Here is a 17,646-nt window from a genome sequence, read left to right on the forward strand (position 1 = left end):
CATGGTCAATGCAGCGGCACTACCGACTGACACACGCCAAGGCCCGAGCAGTGCGCATCAGCTGGCACTGGCAACAAAAGTGGATGCGCTCAATGCGCGCTTCCGCCACCACTCTGCCACCTCCGTGATGGAGGGCGCGCTCAAGGATGCGGGCCATATCGCGTTGGTCTCCAGCTTTGGCGCGGAATCCGTCGTGCTGCTGCATATGGCAGCGGTGATTGATCCGATGACGCCGGTGGTCTTTGTCGACACCGAGTTGTTGTTCACCGAAACGCTGGTCTATCAGCAGGAGGTGAGCGAGCGGCTGGGCCTGCGCAACGTACAGGTGATCCGCGCCGCTGATATCGCCGAAAAAGACCCCTATGGCGCGCTGCGGTTCTCGGATACCGACGCCTGCTGCGCCCTGCGCAAGACCGCGCCGCTGCAACAGGCGCTAGCGGGGTTTGATGGCTGGATCACCGGGCGCAAGCGGTTTCAGGCGGGATCCCGCGCGGCGCTGGACTTCTTCGAGGTGGAAGAAACCGCCACTGGCCCCACCGGTCGGCTGAAGATCAACCCGCTGGCCCATTGGGCGCCACAGGATGTGCGCGCCTATATGGATGAAAACAGATTGCCCCGTCACCCGCTGGTGGCCAAGGGCTACCCCTCAATCGGCTGCGCCCCCTGCACCTCGCCCGTCAAGGAAGGCGAAGATCCGCGGGCCGGGCGCTGGCGCAACCAAGACAAGGAAGAATGCGGCATCCACGTGGTGGATGGCAAATTCATTCGCACAGGAGCCTGACAGATGAGCGTGATTGTGACCGATACGGGCTTTGGCCCCGACAGCTGGACGGCGGGCTTTGACAGCGAAACTGCCATTGAGATGCAGCCGGATGCCGATCCGGCGGCTCTGTCCAACCAACTGCCGGGGCTGGAGATGATCCGTATTCATTTCCCCAGCTTTGCCGATGGCCGGGGCTTTACCCTGGCCCGCCGTCTGCGGCTGGCGGGTTACACCGGGCGTCTGCGCGCCTATGGCCATGTGCTGGCCGATCAATATGCGATGGCGCGGCGCTCCGGGTTTGACGAGGTGGAGATCAGCGAGGATCTGGCCGCCCGTCAGCCCCAGGAGCAATGGCTTGCCCGTGCCAATTGGCAGGCGCATGATTATCAGGCCCGCCTGCGCGGCACCGCCGCGCGCTAAGCCAGCCAGCCTCCGCTTCTATGGAATTCCCCCCTCAGACCCGGCTCCGTTGCGCCCTGCGCGGAGCCGGTTTCTGAAAACAGGGGTTTTCCTGACCTGTATCAAAGATTAATCAGAGGTGCCGGATATTCCTCCGGTAATGGATCCGATGAACGAGATGACACCCGTGACCGATACTGTGACAGACCCGAAACTGGCCCAAGATCCGGCCTCGAAACCAGCCAAGGCCGTGCCCGCCCTGCCCGACGCCCAGACCGTGACCGAGGTCAAGCACTGGACCGACCGGCTGTTCTCCTTCAAGGTGACGCGCCCTGCTTCCCTGCGCTTCCGCTCGGGCGAGTTTGTGATGATCGGTCTGATGAACGATCCCGATCCCAAGACCGGCAAGGTGAAGCCACTCCTGCGCGCCTATTCCATCGCCTCCCCCAGCTGGGACGAGGAAATGGAATTCTACTCGATCAAGGTGCAGGACGGCCCGCTGACCTCGCGCTTGCAGCACATCAAGGTGGGCGATGAAATCATCCTGCGCCCGAAACCCGTTGGCACGCTGGTGCATGACGCGCTGATTCCCGGCAAACGCATCTGGTTCTTTGCCACCGGCACCGGTTTTGCGCCCTTTGCGAGCCTGCTGCGCGAGCCGGAGACCTATGAGAAATTCGACGAGGTGATCATCACCCACACCTGCCGCGAAGCAGGCGAGCTGACCTATGGCCGTGAGCTGATCGAAAGCCTGAAGACCGATGAGCTGCTGAACGAGGTGATCGGCGAAGGCTTCTGGAAGAAGATCAAATACTACCCGACCACCACCCGTGAAGAGAGCGCCAAGATGGGCCGCATCACCGATCTGATGCGCTCTGGCGAGGCGTTTGCCGATCTTGGCGTGCCGCCGCTGAACCCGGAAAGCGACCGCGCGATGATCTGCGGCAACCTGGCGTTCAATCTGGAACTGAAAGACCTGTTTGAAAACACCTATGGTCTGGAAGAAGGCGCCAATTCCAAGCCCGCGCATTTCGTGGTGGAAAAGGCGTTTCTGGACTGATCGGGATCGACGTGCGGCGCTGCTTCTGGTGCTCGCAGGGGAACCTCTGGTCCCGACACAAAATATCACCCGAAACGGCAACGCGGTTCATCATCGCGTTGCCGTGACATTTTCATCAAGACAGTGTTCGGCATGGTCAAGCATTCAGCACAAACCGGACAGACTATCCGTTTTTCAGTGACGGCTCGATAGCATGGCGATGACTTTCGCCCTCCCCGTCATTAACAGCGCGAAGTGTCCAAAGGCGATGGTGCTGGACAAGGACGACACCGCTGTCGGGGAACTGGCGTTTGTTGCGCGTTGATGTGAGTGGCGTGGATTTTGCGAGCTGACGCATCTGTCTGACGATTGGGACCTTCTCAATCTAATGACAGGAGGGTCTGATGACCAATCAATATGGTCCCAAACTGCGCCAACGTTTTCTAAAAAGATATGCGGATCAAGGGTCGGCAGCCGAAGACACCGACGATGTACCTGCGTGCGATGCGCGATTTGCGCAGCAATGTCCCGAGAGGGGGTCGCAGTCTCCAACCATCGGCTCCTCCGCGCGGATGCCAGCACTGCTGGCTTTCGATGGAAAGACTACCGTATCAAGCGCATACACCGCCCGTCGTCACGCAACCGTTTGCTCTCAACGTGCGACACTGCGGCTGTAACCCACAATCCCCACAGACCCAAAACAGCCCGCGCGTTCCTCCTTGTCAGATTTGTCACCGCAACAGATCACGCCGAACAGCAGCCACAGACCTTAGACTTTGCTGCCGTTCATCGCTCCTAATTCAATGGCCGTTTTGCCGAAAATCGAGAAACAATCGTCACGCCGGTGTCATTTGCGTCTAGTGATGAGTAACCTATCGGTGGCCAGTTTGATTTGGTTCAAGTAGCTTTCATGCCCATCCACAACAGACATCGCCAGGTCCGGTGCCCCTGTCTGTCCTGCCAGCGCAATCTGAGCGCAGAACCAATTGAGAACCGCGCCGCGCGGCAGTGTTTCGGCAGGTGGAAAATCCTGCTCAACTGCAGGGGCTTTCGCAATCTCACCGTTGAGTAATTTGGTGGCAAAAGCCGGGTCAGCAATAAAGGGACGACCCATCCCGATCAGGTCGGTCTTGCCGCTAGCAATGGCGTCGTTCATGACGTTGGAGGACCGAAACCCTCCGGTGACCATGAGGGGAATATTCAAGGCATCATTGATGGCAGCGGCGTAGTCCAGAAAATAGGCTTCGCGTATCTGAGTTGATCCGCTTTTCGACGCATGTTGATACGCTGTCGGCTCTTCGAAATTGCCGCCCGAGATTTCGATAAAATCCACGCCCTCTGCTTCCAGCATGACGGCCACTTGAACTGAATCCGCGTGGTCGAACCCACCTTTCTGGAAATCGGACGAGTTCAGTTTGACGGCAACGATGAAGCCCGGATCAACCGCTTTCCGAACGGCTCTGACCACCTCGATTGCTAGCCGAGCCCTGTTTTCCAAAGCACCACCCCAGCGGTCGGTACGGGTGTTTATCCGGGGCGATAGCGCGGAACTAAGCAGGTAACCATGTGCGGCATGAACCTCGACGCCATCAAACCCAGCCTCCTGTGCAAGCCTTGCAGACCGCACGAATTTTGCGATGATCTCTTCAAATTCGGCCTCGCTTGCTGGTGTCGGCTTGCCATAGCCGGGTAAATCTAGCTGGACGTCTGATATCGATGTCGGATGGGCATTGATTGCCTCAGGCGTTTGCCGTCCTGCGTGGGCAAGTTGAGCAAGGATTTTCGCACCACCACTCTTGCCTGCTGCGGCAAGCGCTGAAACGCGCTTCATGTCCGAACTGGGGTCCAATACAAAGTTGCCAGCATGTTCGAGATGCATCCGATCAACGGGTGTGTTCCCTGTGATCAAAAGCGCGGCCCCCCCTTTGCTCCATTGCGCAAAGAGGTCAATCTGGGCCTGCGTGGGATTGTTGTATTCGTCCGCAAGCGCTTCCGACATTGCGGATTTTACGATGCGATTTTTCAGTGTGACACTGTTTGGCAGCGTCAAGTGTTGGCCGATATTCATAACTACAGTTCCTCCGCCAGTATTTTCAGGGCTGCTTTGATCGCGTCTTCGTTACGTCTGTAAAAGGTCCATTGCCCATGCCGTTCTGATGTAACAAGCCCAGCGTCTTTGAGCAGGCGCATGTAGGTCGAGATTGTTGATTGTGAGAGGTTTGCCCTCTCCTGAATATAGCCGACGCAGACCCCGCTCAGGTCAGCGTGTTCCGGCAGGGCTGGTGGGAAATTGGAGCGATCCTTGAGCCATGCCAAAATCTGGCGACGAACCGGGTTGTTGAGAGCCGACAGAGTTTTATCAATATCCATATATCGGTATATCGCGATATACTGTTTCAGAGTCAAGTGACCTGACTTAAGATTTTGAGAACGCCGCCGCTAGCACAATGCAGCAACGTGGTAGCCGTGAGCTCGGAACGGGCATTCCGCCCCGAGCCTCAGGGTCATGATCTGCACCAGCGCATACAATAGGCTGACGTCATCGCGCCCTGTTTTTGCGCTTAACCTCGCCCAAATCAGCTGCGCATCCGGCTGGCAGAGGGGTCATGCAGCGCCGTCAGGCTCAGGTCGGCCGGGATCTTCTCGCCTTCGACCAGGACGAACCAGTCGCCCTGCGGTAGGGATTGCCGGTCCTGCCCATCAGTCGGCGACACAAAGCACAGGCCAACCGCCGCGCCAACCGACTGCCCATAGCCACCAGAGGTGACATAGCCCGCGATCCGATCTCCCTGCATGACCGGTTCATTGTGATAAAGCAGCGGCGCCGGATCGCGCAGCTTGATCGAGGCCAGGAACGGCCCTGCCCCCTCGGCCGCGCGGGCGACATAGGCGTCGCGCCCGACAAATGCGATGGGCTTGTCCGGCTTGCAGGTGAACTCCAGCCCCATCTGATGCGGCGCATCGGCATAGGCCATATCGTGACCCCAGTGCAGAAATCCCTTTTCGATCCGCAGCGCATTCAGCGCCTCGCCGCCAACCAGCTTCAGACCAAAGGGGGCACCGGCCTCCATCAGCACCTCAAACACATGTTCCGCAAAGTCGGGAGAGATGAAAATCTCCCAGCCCAGCTCACCAGTATAGGACAGCCGCTGTGCAAACACCGGAGCGTGGCCAATGTGGAAATGCTGCAACGCGTTAAACCGGAAGGCCTCATTCGTCAGATCAATGTCCGCAACCGCCGCCAGCACATCCCGCGCCTTTGGCCCGGCCAGGGACAAGACCCCATAATGCGCGGTGACATCGCGCAGCCGCACATCTTCGCCCGGCAAGATATGCCGTGTCAGATGATCCCGGTCGCGGCGGGTGTGCGAAATCGACGACATCACCATAAACGCCTCTGGCCCGTGACGGGCAACGGTCACATCGCTCTCAATACCGCCGCGCTCGTTCAGCATCAGCGTATAGGCCACCCGCCCGACCTTCAGCGCCATATTGTTGGTGCAGACCCTCTGCAGGAATGCTTCGGCATCCGCGCCTTCGACCATCAGTTTGCCCAGCATGGTATAGTCGATCAAGCCAACCCCCTCGCGCACCGCCTGCTGTTCCGCCTGCGCTGCATCAAACCAGTTTTGGCGGCCAAAGCTGTAATCGATCCGTGGGGTCTCGCCCTCGGACGCAAAGAACAGCGGGCGCTCCCAGCCCTGCACCTCACCAAAGCAGGCACCACGGGCCTTCATCGGATGGTAGAACGGCGTGCGCCGCAGCCCTCGCGCTGTTTCGCGCTGCCGGTTCGGCCAATGCATCGCATAGGTCAGCACCAGCGTTTCCGGGCAGCGTTCGCGCAAATAGGGGTCGCGGGCCTGAAACGCCTCCAGCCGGGCCGGGTCCATCTCAGAGAGATCCATGGTCGGATGCCCTGCAATGATCCAATCCGCCAGCGCCTTGCCCGCGCCGGACCCCGATTGGATCCCGGTCGAGTTCACCCCCGCCAGCACATAGTAGTTCTTGAGATCCGGGGCCTCGCCCAGGGTGAAACGCCCGTCATGCGAATAGCTCTCTGGTCCGTTGAAAAAGGTGCGTATGCCGGTCTCCTGTAACAGCGGCACCCGGTTCATTGCCAGCTCCAGCACCTCCATCACGTCATCTTCAACAAAGGGCAGGCTGTCGAATTCAAAGCTCTCTGGAATGCCTTTGGTGGCCCAGGGTTTGGCGTGAAAATGCGCGAAACCAAACAGCAGTTTGCCTGCGTCTTCTTTCCAATAAGTGCCGTCGCAATAGGACCGCAGCACCGGCAGATCGCCGGGCAGATCCTTGATGGGTTCGGTGACCAGATAATAGTGCTCGCAGGCATGCAGCGGCACGCCGACACCGTTCTGCTGGCCCAGCTCCCGCGCCCACATACCGGCACAATTGACCACAACATCCGCCGTAATGGTGCCCTGATCAGTGCGCACACCGGTGGCCCTGCCCCCTTCTGTCAGCACCTCTGCGACCTTCACATGTTCAAATATCTGCGCGCCATTCATCCGCGCGCCCTTGGCCAGCGCCTGCGTCAGATCCACCGGATTGGCCGACCCGTCAGACGGCATGTGGATTCCGCCCAAAACCCCGTCGGCATTCATCAAAGGCCAGCGCTCCGCGATCTCTTCGGTGCTGAGATAATGCGCCTCTACCCCGTAGAGCGCTGCAAAATCCGCTTTGCGCTTCAGCTCAGCCAGACGCTCGTCATTGACGGCGATTGAGATCGACCCCGACTGGCGAAAGCCGGGGTTCTGGCCGGTTTCTACCTCGATCTGCTGCAACAGCTCGACCCCGTATGACGCAAAGGCCGTGGTGGCATGGCTACCCTGTAATTGCCCGACCAGCCCCGCCGCGTGCCATGTGGTGCCAGAGGTCAGCTGTTTGCGTTCCAGCAAGACCACATCGGTCCAGCCCTCGCGCGCCAGATGATAGGCAACAGAACAACCGTGGATGCCGCCGCCGATAATGACGACCTGCGCGGTCTGAGGAAGGGGTTTGGCCATGTCAGAATCTCCTGCCGGGGTAAGATTTGATTCTGGTATATACCAATAATAATTCTTGGTCTATACCAGATAAGATGCTAGCCCTTAGGGACAGCCAATGATTGCAGATCAGATGACCCATAACGCCCCCTCCTCTACCGCAACAGAAACGCATTTCGCCCGCATTGCCGATGCACTGCGCCAGCAGATCCAAACCGGCACGCTGCCATCAGGTGCCGCCCTGCCCTCGGAACGTGTGGTTGCCGAAACCTATGAGGTCAGCCGCATGACCGCGCGCCGCGCGCTAGAAGCGCTAGAGGCCGAAGGGCTTGCCTATAGCGAGGGGCGACGCGGGCGGTTTGTCTCACCTGCGCGGGTGGCTTATGACGTCAGCCATATGGTCAGCTTCGTAGCCGATGCGCAGACCAGCGATCGCGACCTGACAATCGAGATAATCGACACGGCCACCGGTCCGGCCTGCGCCGTCGTGTCTGACGCGCTGAACCTGCCCCTGGGCAGCGAGGTGTATAGTTACACACGGCTGTTTCGTATTGATGGCCATGCCACATTCGTTGAGACGGAGTATGTCAGCGCTGCCCGGTTCCCCGGCCTGCTGGACCACGACTTGCAACATTCCACCACGGCGTTGTTGCAACAGCACTATGACGCTCAGGTCAGCACCGGTGAGATCACAATACGAATGCGCCCCATGACCTGCACGGAGGCGCAGCATCTGGGCCAATCGCCCAATCGCGCCGGGTTGGAATTACAGCAGGTGATCCTTGATCAATCCGGTCTGCCGTTCTGTCTAGGTCGCCAGATATGGCGGGGTGAGCTGGCAGAATTCTCGGCGCGCGCCATCGTTGACCGGGTATCTTCCCCTTAACATCCGTCTCCGCACCCCGCTGCGACAGACCCCAGATCATCCACTCAGTATCATCGTCAAAGAGGTCACCATGACAATATCCCCCCCCATGCGCGGATTTCCCGACGCCGAATATGCCGCCCGCACCGAACTGGCCCAGATCCGCATGGCCGAAGCCGGACTGGACGCGATACTGCTGTTGACAGAACCGGAGGTGCAGTATTTCACCGGCTTTCAGTCGCTGTTCTGGCAAAGCCCGACGCGCCCGTGGTTTGTGCTGGTTCCAGTCAGTGGCAAACCGATCGCGATCATTCCCGAGATCGGCGCCAGCCTGATGCGCCGCAGCTGGATCGACGATATCCGCACCTGGTCCGCCCCCGCCCCCCAGGATGATGGCATCAGCCTGCTGATTGAGGCCCTGTCATCGCTCCGGACGCTTGGGGTAATGAAAGGGCATGAAACCCATCTGCGGATGCCGTTGGGCGACTGGGAACGCCTGATGACCGCCCTGACAGGTCTGCGCGTGGCTGATGCGACCCAGCTGGTTCAGGGGCTTCGCATGGTAAAATCCCCGGCTGAGATCGACAAGCTGGCCCGCATCTGCGCCATTGGGTCGGCCACCTTTGATATGGTGCCGCAGATCGCCCGCGAAGGCATGCCACTGGAGGACGTGTTCCGGGCGTTTCGCCGCGAAGCGCTGGCGCAGGGGGCTGATGGCGCGCCCTATGTGGTCGGCGCCAGTGCCCAGGGCGGCTATGCGGATGTAATCTCTCCCCCCGATGCCACGCCTCTGGCTGCGGGTGATATCCTGATGCTGGACACCGGGCTGGTGCTGGATGGGTATTACTGCGATTTTGACCGTAACTGGGCGATTGGCCACGCGGATGACACCGCGCGCCGCGCCTATGACGTGCTGTGGCGCGCAACCGAGGCTGGCCTGGCCGCCGCCCGTCCCGGCAACAGCTGCCGGGATCTGTTTCACGCGATGTCCGCCGTGATCGCCGAGATGGACGACAGCGGCGGCGACATTGGCAGGCTTGGCCACGGGCTGGGGCTGCAACTGACCGAACAGCCTTCGCATGCGGCCTTTGACACCACAACGCTGCAAGAAAACATGGTGCTGACGCTGGAACCCTCGCTGTCATACGGGGACGGGCTGATGATGGTGCATGAGGAAAACATCGTGGTCACACCACAAGGCGGCCGCCTGCTGAGCACCCGCGCCGCGCCCGACCTGCCAGTGATCTAACGGTCATCAATGCTTGACCTGCCACTGGCAAGAGGCCGCTCTCCCGGCGGCCTCAAAGCCCGGCTGGCAGCTTTAACGGCGCAGATATTCCACCACCACACAGGCCGGAGCCTCGCTGCGGATCTCGGTCTGGCTGGCGATCCCCCATTCACCGGCCCGGAACTTGGGGAAATACGTATCCGCGCCCTCCACCTCGGTCTCGACCTCGGTGATCAGCATCCGGTCGGCCGCCTCCATCATGCCCTTATAGATGCCGGCGCCGCCAATGCCGTAAATCCGGTGATAGCCCTGCGCGCGCGCCTCCGCCAGCGCCGCCTCAATGCTGGGATAGACCAGATCGGCGACCTCAGGATCCGAGGACACCACCAGATTGAGCCGGTTTTTCAACGGTTTCACCGGCAGGCTATCCCAGGTATTGCGCCCCATGATCAAAGCCCCGCCCAGCGTTTCGCGCTGAAAAGACTTCAGATCCTCCGGCGCATGCCAGGGGATCGTATTGTCCTTGCCGATGGCGCCATTCTGGTCGCGGGCAACAATAAGCGTGATCATCTCAGTCCTTTCTCAAACCGCGACCGGGGCTTTGATGCCCGGCTCGGGGGTGTAATTCAGCACATCGAAATCGTCATATTTGAACTCAAAAATGGAAGGCACATCGCGATTCATGCGCAGCTCCGGCAGCGGCTGCGGCTTGCGTGACAATTGCAGCTTCACCTGATCCATATGGTTGGAATAGATATGCGCGTCACCGATGGTGTGGATGAAATCGCCCGCCTCATAACCGGTCACATGCGCCAGCATTTTCAACAGCAGCGCATAAGAGGCGATGTTAAACGGCACCCCCAGAAACATATCCGCAGACCGCTGATACAGCTGAAGATGCATCCGCCGCCCCTGCACCCGCACCTGCCACAGCGTATGACAGGGCGGCAGCGCCATATCGGGCACATCCGCAGGGTTCCAGGCGGTCACGATCAGGCGGCGACTGTCGGGGCTGTTGCGGATCATATCCACCAGATTGGCGATTTGATCCACTGTGCCCGCACGATAGAGCGGCTCCTCCCCGGTTGTGCCCTCTGCCAGCTCCAGCCGCGGAAAATGCCGCCACTGATGGCCATAGACCGGTCCCAGATCACCATTTTCATCCGCCCATTCATCCCAGATCGACACCCCGTTGTCCTTGAGATAGCCAATATTGGTGTCGCCCGACAGGAACCACAGCAGTTCATGAATGATAGAGCGCAGATGCAGCTTCTTGGTGGTCACCAAGGGGAACCCATCCGCCAGCGGATAGCGGGTCTGCATCCCGAAACAGGATATGGTACCCGTGCCCGTCCTGTCGCTGCTGACCTCGCCGTGGTCCAATATATACTGCAATGCCTCGTGGTACTGGCGCATGGTGACCTCCCCCTCGTGATCGTCTCCGCTGATCGTCTCCGCACGGGGTGCTGGTGGCACCCGCAAGGTCCCTTCTGTCTAGCCTGCCCGCGCCTCTGATCTCAAGGGCTGTCCGGTCGGATCACGGCGTCTTAACGCCCTATTGCCTCGCTGGAGCCCAGCCTGCCTGCACGCGCCAGCGCGCCTGTTAAAAAAAGGTCACCGAACCGCCACGCTCCCCCGGCAACCGCGCGACCGGCGCGGCAATTCAATTGACTTTCCGCAACCATGACAAGACACTGCCGCAAACAAAGAAAATTTGAGGTCAGTACAAATGAAGCGGGCAATGCTAGGACTTGCGGCAGCCACCCTTCTGTCAGCCTGTGGCGGGGGGACAAACCCCTTTGACACCGATGACGGCACCGATGGGGGCACCACCACCGATCCGATTGTCCCCGAAGCCCTGGCCTCCGATGTTGACAGCGTCGCCTATGACGCCGATGCGGGAACACTGGTGATCAGCGGTCTCAGCCTTGATGACACACCGTTTTCCGCCAGCTACCGTCGTCGTCCCGCGCTCGACCGTCAGGGATACCAGGCCTATACTGCCCAGGACAGCTCGCTTGACCGTCACGTCACCGCCTATGTCCGCGAAATCGAAAACGGCGCCTTTGCCGTGGCTGTCGCCACAGGCGGACAGTTCTCCTACTACTTTGCCGGCACCAACTATGGCCGCACAGGTGGCTATTCCGCCCCAACCGAGGACGTCGCCTCTGGCGGCGTGGTTAGCTATGCGGGGACCTATGTGGGCCTGTTGAACGTTGGCGGCGACGGCGGCGACCTGCTGCCTGTCACGCCCGGCACCCCCGGTGATATCCGTCCGGCCCAAACCGCCGAGACCACAGGTGACGCCTTCATCAATGCGGATTTCCGTGACAACATTGTCAACGGCACCATCTATAACCGCCAGATTGAACCAATCACAGATGGTGGCACCCCCCAGACATTGTTGGCGCTTGATCTCGCACCCACGGCCATCGCCGAGAACGGCACCTTTACCGGAACCGCGTCGCAGGTGACCAATGGCACCCGCACCAATGTTGGCACCTATGGGGGAATCTTTGCCGGAACCGATGCCACATCGGTCGGCGGATCGGTCTTTGCGGCAGATCACATCGAGAGCATTCAGGGCGTCGAAGAGTATGGAATTTTCGTTCTGGGCCAATGCGGTACCGCCGAAAGCTCAGACGTCTGCGACCAGCCGGTGCCCTGATCCCATGCGGCGAAGCCTAGCCGCAGCCCTTGCCCTGTTGCTGCTTGGTGCAGCGCCATCGGCTGCGGCAGAGCCTGTGCCTGAACAACATCTGAGCCTGCAACAGGGCCGTCTGCTGGCGGCCCATGCACTTGGCACCGGCAAACCGGATCTGACGCTCGACCTGACCCGCGCGCTGCTGCGGGCCGACCGGCGTGATCATCTGGCCTGGTATCTGCGCGCCGCCGCCCAGGCGCAGCTGAAATCGCCCGGCGCCGGTCGGCGCTCCGCTGCGCGGGCCTATCGCTTTGCCCCTGACAGCGCGGGTAAATTCCGCGCCGCGCAACTGGCCGCACGGCTGGCGGTACAGGACGCCCGCCCGACCCTCGCTCAGGTCTGGCTCCGCCGCACCGCCATTCACGCCCCTGATGAGGTCAGCGAGAAACGCATCGCCCAGGACTATCAGGTGCTGCGGCGTATCAACCCATGGTCCTTTCAGCTGCGGGGTGAGCTGAAACCGTCCAACAACGTCAACAATGGGGCCGACAGCACGCTGGAGGTGATCGACGGCGTGCCCACGCTGGGCCAGTTTGGCCCTCGCTCTGTCGCGCTGGAAGGCACGGTCGGCATCGTTGACCTGTCGCTTAGCCGCCGTCTGCATCAAAGTCGCACCAGTCTCACCACCCTCAGTGCGCGCGGCTACCTGCAACGGGTCGCGTTGTCCTCGGATGCCAAGGCCAAGGCAGCCACACTCGCCCAGCAATCCGGCACCACAGTGCCGCGCAACAGTGAGTTTGGTTCCACCTATGGCGAGATTTCCCTAACCCATGCCTTTGCCGTTGGCCCGCTTGAGCGGAAGGGATCTGCGGCGCTCGGCTTCAGCTTTGGCACCGCCTGGTACGGCGGCGACAAAAACTATGATCTGGTCAGGCTGACTGCCCGGCGCAGCTGGCAGCTCTCTGCGCGCACCGGCCTGACGCTGGATGGCATGGCCGAGCAGCGGCTGGATGCGCGCGGCCCTTCTCAGGATGGCGAGGTGTTCGGCCTTGGCGCGCGGGTCAATCGCAAACTGCTGAACGGCGATCAGATCAATCTGAGCGTCGCCCTGCGCGACACCCGTTCGGACCATGTGAACACCTCCAACCGCACCGCGACGCTGCGGCTGGGATACCAGTTTGCCAAACCTTTGGGACCTGCCAAAATCAGCACCGGGTTGATCCTGGGGCGCTCTGATTATCCGCAGTTTATTGCGGGCTTTCCCGCCCGTTACCTGCCCGAAGGGCGCGAGGACACATCGCTCTATGCCGATGTGAATCTGTTCTTTGAAGAGTATGATTACGCGGGTTTTGCCCCAACACTGCGCCTGCGCGCAGGAAAAAAAGACAGCAATCACAGCCGCTTCCAGTCTCGCGAATTGTCTCTCTCCCTCGGCATCCAGTCCAAGTTTTAAGCCCTAATTACAATCAGATCCCGCAATCGCTCTGGTCACCGGCAGCGGACGCATTATGGTCAGGGTCTGAGATATACGACACGGACGCCGCGCCCCTTGGGCCAACCGTCCTGATATGAGGAAGACACCGATGCCGCTGAAATATCTGCACACGATGGTCCGCGTCAAAGACCTGGAAAAATCCATGGCGTTCTATGCGCTTTTGGGCCTGAAAGAGACCAAACGCTATGACAGTGAAAAGGGTCGCTTCTCGCTGATCTTCATGGCTGCCGAAGGCCAGGAAGACACGCCTATCGAACTGACTTACAACTGGGATGGCGATGATGCGCTGCCCAGCGACAGCCGCCATTTTGGCCACCTAGCCTATGGTGTTGATGATATCTACGCCACCTGCCAGCATCTGATGGACAATGGCGTCACCATCAATCGCCCCCCGCGCGACGGTCACATGGCCTTTGTCCGCTCTCCCGACAATATCTCGATAGAGCTGCTGCAAAACGGCGACGCGCTGGACCCGGCAGAACCCTGGGCCAGCATGGAAAACACCGGCAGCTGGTAAACCTGGCGGCTGAAAACCAACACCACAGGGCGGATCGTTCTTTCCGCCTGCCCTGTGGTATCTATATGCGCGCTGCCCGCTCTGATGGGCCACAAGCGCGCAGCTGATCAGGTCGAAAACCCGCGCCGATACGGAGGATCCGAACCTGTCCTATATCCACAATCTCAGATGCCAAAACCACGCCGCTATGACGTGGCATTCGCCGACATCTCACCCGGCTTGGCAAAGGCACATCACGTCGTGCAAAACCGCACCAGCCCGTCGCCACGGTGGTGTTTCAGCCATGCTGTCATTTTATGAAATGATAGTCCAAGCCTGATGGACCTTCTGGTCCGCAGTTCCGATAACACATCCGGCATTCTGCACGGTGGGCATCGGGATGGCTTGGTCAGATCAGCTGCCACGCAGCAAATCAGAAGGGTCGGCATATCTTGAATAACGGCGTTCTGCCGATGCTGGGATAGGCGTTTATGACCATTTTGGCACGCCCATTTCAGGCGCTGCAATGTCAGGTTTAGTAAATGTAACGGATCTGGTCAGACCAATAGCGTTCCACCCTCTTTAGCGAGGTCGTGATATCCGCGATGCCTTCATGGCTGATCACGCCCTTCCCTTCCAGACCTTCGGCATGGCGCGAAAACAGGGCAGCGACGATATCACGGATCTCACGGCCCCGTTCCGTCAGTCGCACCCGGACCGAACGGCGATCAATCTCGCAACGCTGGTGGTGCATATAGCCCATTTCGACCAGTTTCTTCAGGTTATAGCTGACATTGCTGCCCTGGTAGTAGCCGCGCGATTTCAATTCGCCCGCCGTGACCTCATTATTGCCGATATTGAACAGCAGCAACGCCTGGACCGCATTGATCTCTAGCACGCCGACACGTTCAAATTCGTCTTTGATCACATCCAGCAACAGCCGGTGAAGACGCTCTACCATTGCGAGCGCCTCAAGATAGCCAGTCATGAACCCTTTGGTGTCATGCTGGCCGATTGGCATTTCCATACTCATCCGCATCTCCGACTCGATGGTGTCTGCCAGCAACAATGCGAAAAATTCCCGAAAAATCCGTTAAGCTGAAATTTTATTCTTTTTGATGGGTTTGCGCTATCTCACCCACCATCACAGCAAAGCGCTCGGGCGTGGCGGTTTGGCCTGTCACCCATTGATACAAATCCTGATCATTTTCCTGTAGCAGGTCGTCATATAGATCCAGGTTCGCCGGGCTCATCTGCGCCAGTGCCCCCTCGGCATAAGCCGAGAGGAGGATGTCCATCTCCTTAATCCCGCGGCGCATGGATCGCATGTGCAGCCGTTTCAGACGATGGGCGTGCAGCTCGCTCATTGCACGCCGCCTTCGACCACCAGACGCAGGCGTTTTTCCAGCCGCGCAGCCCGGTCCGCGTTGCTACGCAGATCTTCACGCAGCTGGCGCAGCTCGGTCATCACGGCCGCCAGATCCTGCGGCATCTGTTCGCCTGCCGGGGCTTCCATCCCATCGCCTTCGCCCGTCAGCAGCCAGCGCATCGAGACATTCAGCAGGCCCGACAGCATCGACAGTTTGTTGGCGCGCGGCTCTGACAGATCCTGTTCCCAGCCCGCGAGGGTGGATTTCTTGATGCCCAGACGGCGGGCCAGCTGGGCTTGTGTCATGCCTGCCGCTTCGCGCGCCGCAGCCACACGGTCACCAAAAGTTGCGGCCTCTGGACCATACCAATTCATGTCGTCGTTGCTCATTTTTCCGCTCCTGTTGGCCTATCAGTTTGCCTGTCTGTTGATCCCGCTTGATCGGCTGTTAGCGGCACCCTATGACAGTTCTATATGACATTCAAACAGAGGTCTTTCCATGCAATTCCTGTCTGATAGCCTCGCCCGCGTCAAACCGTCCCCCTCCATCGCGATCACCACGCTGGCCGGGGAATTGCGCGCTGCGGGCCGCGATGTGATCGGGTTGAGCGCCGGTGAGCCTGATTTCGACACCCCCGACAATATCAAAGAGGCCGCGATCCGCGCCATTCAGGCGGGCAAGACCAAATACACCGCCCCCGATGGCATCGCCGAGTTGAAACAGGCCGTCTGCGATAAGTTCGCCCGCGACAACGGGTTGGACTATACCCCCGCCCAGGTCTCTGTTGGCACCGGCGGTAAGCAGATCCTTTACAATGCCTTAATGGCAACGCTGAACCCCGGTGACGAAGTGGTGATCCCCGCCCCCTATTGGGTGTCCTACCCCGACATGGTGCGGCTGGCTGGTGGCACGCCCGTCTGTGTCGAATCCTCGCTGGAGACCGGGTTCAAGATCACCGCCGACCAGCTGGAGGCAGCCATTACCCCCAGCACTAAATGGTTCATCTTCAACTCGCCCTCAAACCCCACCGGGGCCGGATACCACCCGGAGGAGCTGAAGGCGCTGACCGATGTGCTGCTGCGCCATCCCCATGTCTGGGTGATGACCGATGACATGTATGAGCATCTGGTGTTTGACGATTTCACCTTCAGCACCCCAGCGCAGATTGAACCCAAACTTTATGATCGTACGCTGACCTGCAATGGGGTTTCCAAAGCCTATGCGATGACCGGCTGGCGGATCGGCTATGCGGCAGGCCCGAAGCCGCTGATCGATGCCATGCGCAAAATCCAGTCACAGTCCACCTCCAACCCCTGCACCATCAGCCAATGGGCCGCGGTTGAGGCACTCAACGGCACTCAGGATTATATTCTGCCCAATACCGCCGTGTTCCGTCGCCGCCGCGATCTGGTCATCTCGATGCTCAGCCAGATCGAAGGCGTCGCCTGCCCGGTGCCGGATGGGGCCTTCTATGTCTACCCGTCGATTGCCGGGCTGATCGGGCGGACATCGGCCGGGGGCGTTGCGATCACCGATGACGAGGCCTTTGCCAAGGCGCTGTTGGAAGAGGCCGATGTCGCTGTGGTGCATGGGGCGGCCTATGGGCTGTCGCCAAACTTCCGCATCAGCTACGCCGCTGCCGATGAAACCCTGACCGAGGCCTGCCGCCGCATTCAGGTCTTCTGCGCCGCGCTGCGCTGACCGGAGGCCCCTGCATGTCCACCGCCCTGCCAGACTATTACTTTCGCGTGCGCGACAACGGCGCCTTTGTGTTCCGCGTCGACAGTGAAAACCGGCAGCGGCGGCTGGAGATGGAGCACATCGCAGTGGTAAAGCTGCGCAATGGCGAGATCCGACCGCATGGCGACCGCAGCCTCACCCCCGAGGATCTGAGCACCATCCGCGACTGGATGGCGCAACGCAGCCGCACCCTGGCGGCGCGGGATATGGATGACATCCACCGCGCCATCGACCACCTGAACCTCACCGCCCATTGGGCCCAGAGCAAGGCCAGTGACGCACAGCTGGACGAAATCACCGACCAGATGCTGCTGGCGATGCACGACCTGCGCTCGGTTCTGGTCCGCAAGAAGGCCGACCGGCTGCTGAAAGCCGCCAAGGACAGCGACGCCTCCTGATCTGATCCAACCGATCCCAGATCATGCGCTACATCCTGCGTCTTTGACAAAGCGATCCCGGCCGCAGCCCTCTGGCAAGGCCTTAATTTGCAACCACAGGTCGATTAATAAAATTATCACACACTCAATTTAAGAAACAAAGGCGGCAATGCGGATTGTGACGTGATCACCTCGCCCCCTGGTTTGGTCTCGCGCCTGTCCACGAC

Annotated in this window: 18 protein-coding genes; 10 read left to right on the top strand and 8 right to left on the bottom strand. The window is 59.9% G+C overall.

The window, feature by feature from the left end:
- Window position 1 precedes the first annotated feature (1 nt).
- From PhaeoP97_RS10220 to PhaeoP97_RS10230, 3 genes are all read left to right on the top strand, one after another.
- Entirely contained in the window at window positions 2-781 is a 780-nt protein-coding gene (locus tag PhaeoP97_RS10220; RefSeq protein ID WP_072504974.1) for a phosphoadenylyl-sulfate reductase, read from the top strand.
- Window positions 782-784: 3 nt separating this feature from the next.
- Window positions 785-1,183 (top strand): DUF934 domain-containing protein, encoded by a 399-nt coding sequence (locus PhaeoP97_RS10225; RefSeq protein WP_072504975.1) that lies wholly within the window; start codon window positions 785-787, stop codon window positions 1,181-1,183.
- A 148-nt stretch (window positions 1,184-1,331) separates the two neighbouring features.
- On the top strand, window positions 1,332-2,222 hold the full coding sequence (locus PhaeoP97_RS10230; RefSeq protein ID WP_072506410.1) for a ferredoxin--NADP reductase: 891 nt from the start codon (window positions 1,332-1,334) through the stop codon (window positions 2,220-2,222).
- 826 nt (window positions 2,223-3,048) lie between these two features.
- Here PhaeoP97_RS10230 and PhaeoP97_RS10235 read toward each other — a convergent pair.
- The 3 genes from PhaeoP97_RS10235 to PhaeoP97_RS10245 all read right to left on the bottom strand — a co-directional run bounded on the left by PhaeoP97_RS10235 (window position 3,049) and on the right by PhaeoP97_RS10245 (window position 7,225).
- Window positions 3,049-4,269: an NADH:flavin oxidoreductase/NADH oxidase family protein gene (locus PhaeoP97_RS10235; RefSeq protein WP_072504976.1), complete on the bottom strand. Its 1,221-nt coding sequence runs from the start codon at window positions 4,267-4,269 to the stop codon at window positions 3,049-3,051.
- 2 nt (window positions 4,270-4,271) lie between these two features.
- Window positions 4,272-4,571: an ArsR/SmtB family transcription factor gene (locus PhaeoP97_RS10240; RefSeq protein ID WP_072504977.1), complete on the bottom strand. Its 300-nt coding sequence runs from the start codon at window positions 4,569-4,571 to the stop codon at window positions 4,272-4,274.
- Between the two features lie 206 nt (window positions 4,572-4,777).
- Window positions 4,778-7,225 carry a GcvT family protein gene (locus PhaeoP97_RS10245; protein ID WP_072504978.1) on the bottom strand — a complete coding sequence of 816 codons (2,448 nt, stop codon included), beginning with the start codon at window positions 7,223-7,225 and terminating at the stop codon, window positions 4,778-4,780.
- Window positions 7,226-7,322: 97 nt separating this feature from the next.
- Between PhaeoP97_RS10245 and PhaeoP97_RS10250 the strand changes: the two genes are divergently transcribed.
- Both PhaeoP97_RS10250 and PhaeoP97_RS10255 read left to right on the top strand, forming a co-directional pair.
- On the top strand, window positions 7,323-8,090 hold the full coding sequence (locus PhaeoP97_RS10250) for a GntR family transcriptional regulator (RefSeq protein WP_096740454.1): 768 nt from the start codon (window positions 7,323-7,325) through the stop codon (window positions 8,088-8,090).
- A 70-nt stretch (window positions 8,091-8,160) separates the two neighbouring features.
- Window positions 8,161-9,318 (top strand): M24 family metallopeptidase, encoded by a 1,158-nt coding sequence (locus PhaeoP97_RS10255; RefSeq protein WP_072504979.1) that lies wholly within the window; start codon window positions 8,161-8,163, stop codon window positions 9,316-9,318.
- Between the two features lie 72 nt (window positions 9,319-9,390).
- On the opposite strand, the gene PhaeoP97_RS10260 is transcribed toward PhaeoP97_RS10255, so the two are convergent.
- Both PhaeoP97_RS10260 and PhaeoP97_RS10265 read right to left on the bottom strand, forming a co-directional pair.
- Window positions 9,391-9,867: a dihydrofolate reductase gene (locus PhaeoP97_RS10260; RefSeq protein WP_072504980.1), complete on the bottom strand. Its 477-nt coding sequence runs from the start codon at window positions 9,865-9,867 to the stop codon at window positions 9,391-9,393.
- 12 nt (window positions 9,868-9,879) lie between these two features.
- Window positions 9,880-10,713, bottom strand: coding sequence for a thymidylate synthase (locus PhaeoP97_RS10265; protein WP_072506412.1), 834 nt, complete (start codon window positions 10,711-10,713; stop codon window positions 9,880-9,882).
- A gap of 313 nt (window positions 10,714-11,026) precedes the next feature.
- On the opposite strand from PhaeoP97_RS10265, the gene PhaeoP97_RS10270 reads away from it, so the two are divergent.
- From PhaeoP97_RS10270 to PhaeoP97_RS10280, 3 genes are all read left to right on the top strand, one after another.
- A complete protein-coding gene (locus tag PhaeoP97_RS10270; protein ID WP_072504981.1) occupies window positions 11,027-11,965 on the top strand; it encodes a thymidylate synthase in 939 nt (312 codons plus the stop codon).
- Between the two features lie 4 nt (window positions 11,966-11,969).
- On the top strand, window positions 11,970-13,394 hold the full coding sequence (locus tag PhaeoP97_RS10275; RefSeq protein ID WP_072504982.1) for a hypothetical protein: 1,425 nt from the start codon (window positions 11,970-11,972) through the stop codon (window positions 13,392-13,394).
- A gap of 130 nt (window positions 13,395-13,524) precedes the next feature.
- Window positions 13,525-13,953 carry a VOC family protein gene (locus tag PhaeoP97_RS10280; RefSeq protein ID WP_014875114.1) on the top strand — a complete coding sequence of 143 codons (429 nt, stop codon included), beginning with the start codon at window positions 13,525-13,527 and terminating at the stop codon, window positions 13,951-13,953.
- A 514-nt stretch (window positions 13,954-14,467) separates the two neighbouring features.
- On the opposite strand, the gene PhaeoP97_RS10285 is transcribed toward PhaeoP97_RS10280, so the two are convergent.
- The 3 genes from PhaeoP97_RS10285 to PhaeoP97_RS10295 form a co-directional block, all read right to left on the bottom strand.
- Window positions 14,468-14,965, bottom strand: a complete 498-nt coding sequence (locus PhaeoP97_RS10285; protein ID WP_192849654.1) for a MarR family winged helix-turn-helix transcriptional regulator — start codon at window positions 14,963-14,965, stop codon at window positions 14,468-14,470.
- Between the two features lie 73 nt (window positions 14,966-15,038).
- Entirely contained in the window at window positions 15,039-15,299 is a 261-nt protein-coding gene (locus tag PhaeoP97_RS10290; protein ID WP_072504983.1) for a succinate dehydrogenase assembly factor 2, read from the bottom strand.
- Window positions 15,296-15,691, bottom strand: a complete 396-nt coding sequence (locus tag PhaeoP97_RS10295; RefSeq protein ID WP_072504984.1) for a helix-turn-helix domain-containing protein — start codon at window positions 15,689-15,691, stop codon at window positions 15,296-15,298. Before PhaeoP97_RS10295 ends, PhaeoP97_RS10290 begins: the two co-directional genes overlap by 4 nt.
- Window positions 15,692-15,800: 109 nt before the next feature.
- Between PhaeoP97_RS10295 and PhaeoP97_RS10300 the strand changes: the two genes are divergently transcribed.
- Together PhaeoP97_RS10300 and PhaeoP97_RS10305 are read left to right on the top strand one after the other, a co-directional pair.
- Window positions 15,801-17,003, top strand: a complete 1,203-nt coding sequence (locus PhaeoP97_RS10300; RefSeq protein WP_072504985.1) for a pyridoxal phosphate-dependent aminotransferase — start codon at window positions 15,801-15,803, stop codon at window positions 17,001-17,003.
- Window positions 17,004-17,017: 14 nt separating this feature from the next.
- Window positions 17,018-17,440 carry a hypothetical protein gene (locus tag PhaeoP97_RS10305; protein WP_072504986.1) on the top strand — a complete coding sequence of 141 codons (423 nt, stop codon included), beginning with the start codon at window positions 17,018-17,020 and terminating at the stop codon, window positions 17,438-17,440.
- The last annotated feature ends 206 nt before the right edge of the window (window positions 17,441-17,646 follow it).

It is taken from the genome of Phaeobacter porticola (genome assembly GCF_001888185.1).
GTDB classification, from domain to species: Bacteria; Pseudomonadota; Alphaproteobacteria; order Rhodobacterales; family Rhodobacteraceae; genus Phaeobacter; species Phaeobacter porticola.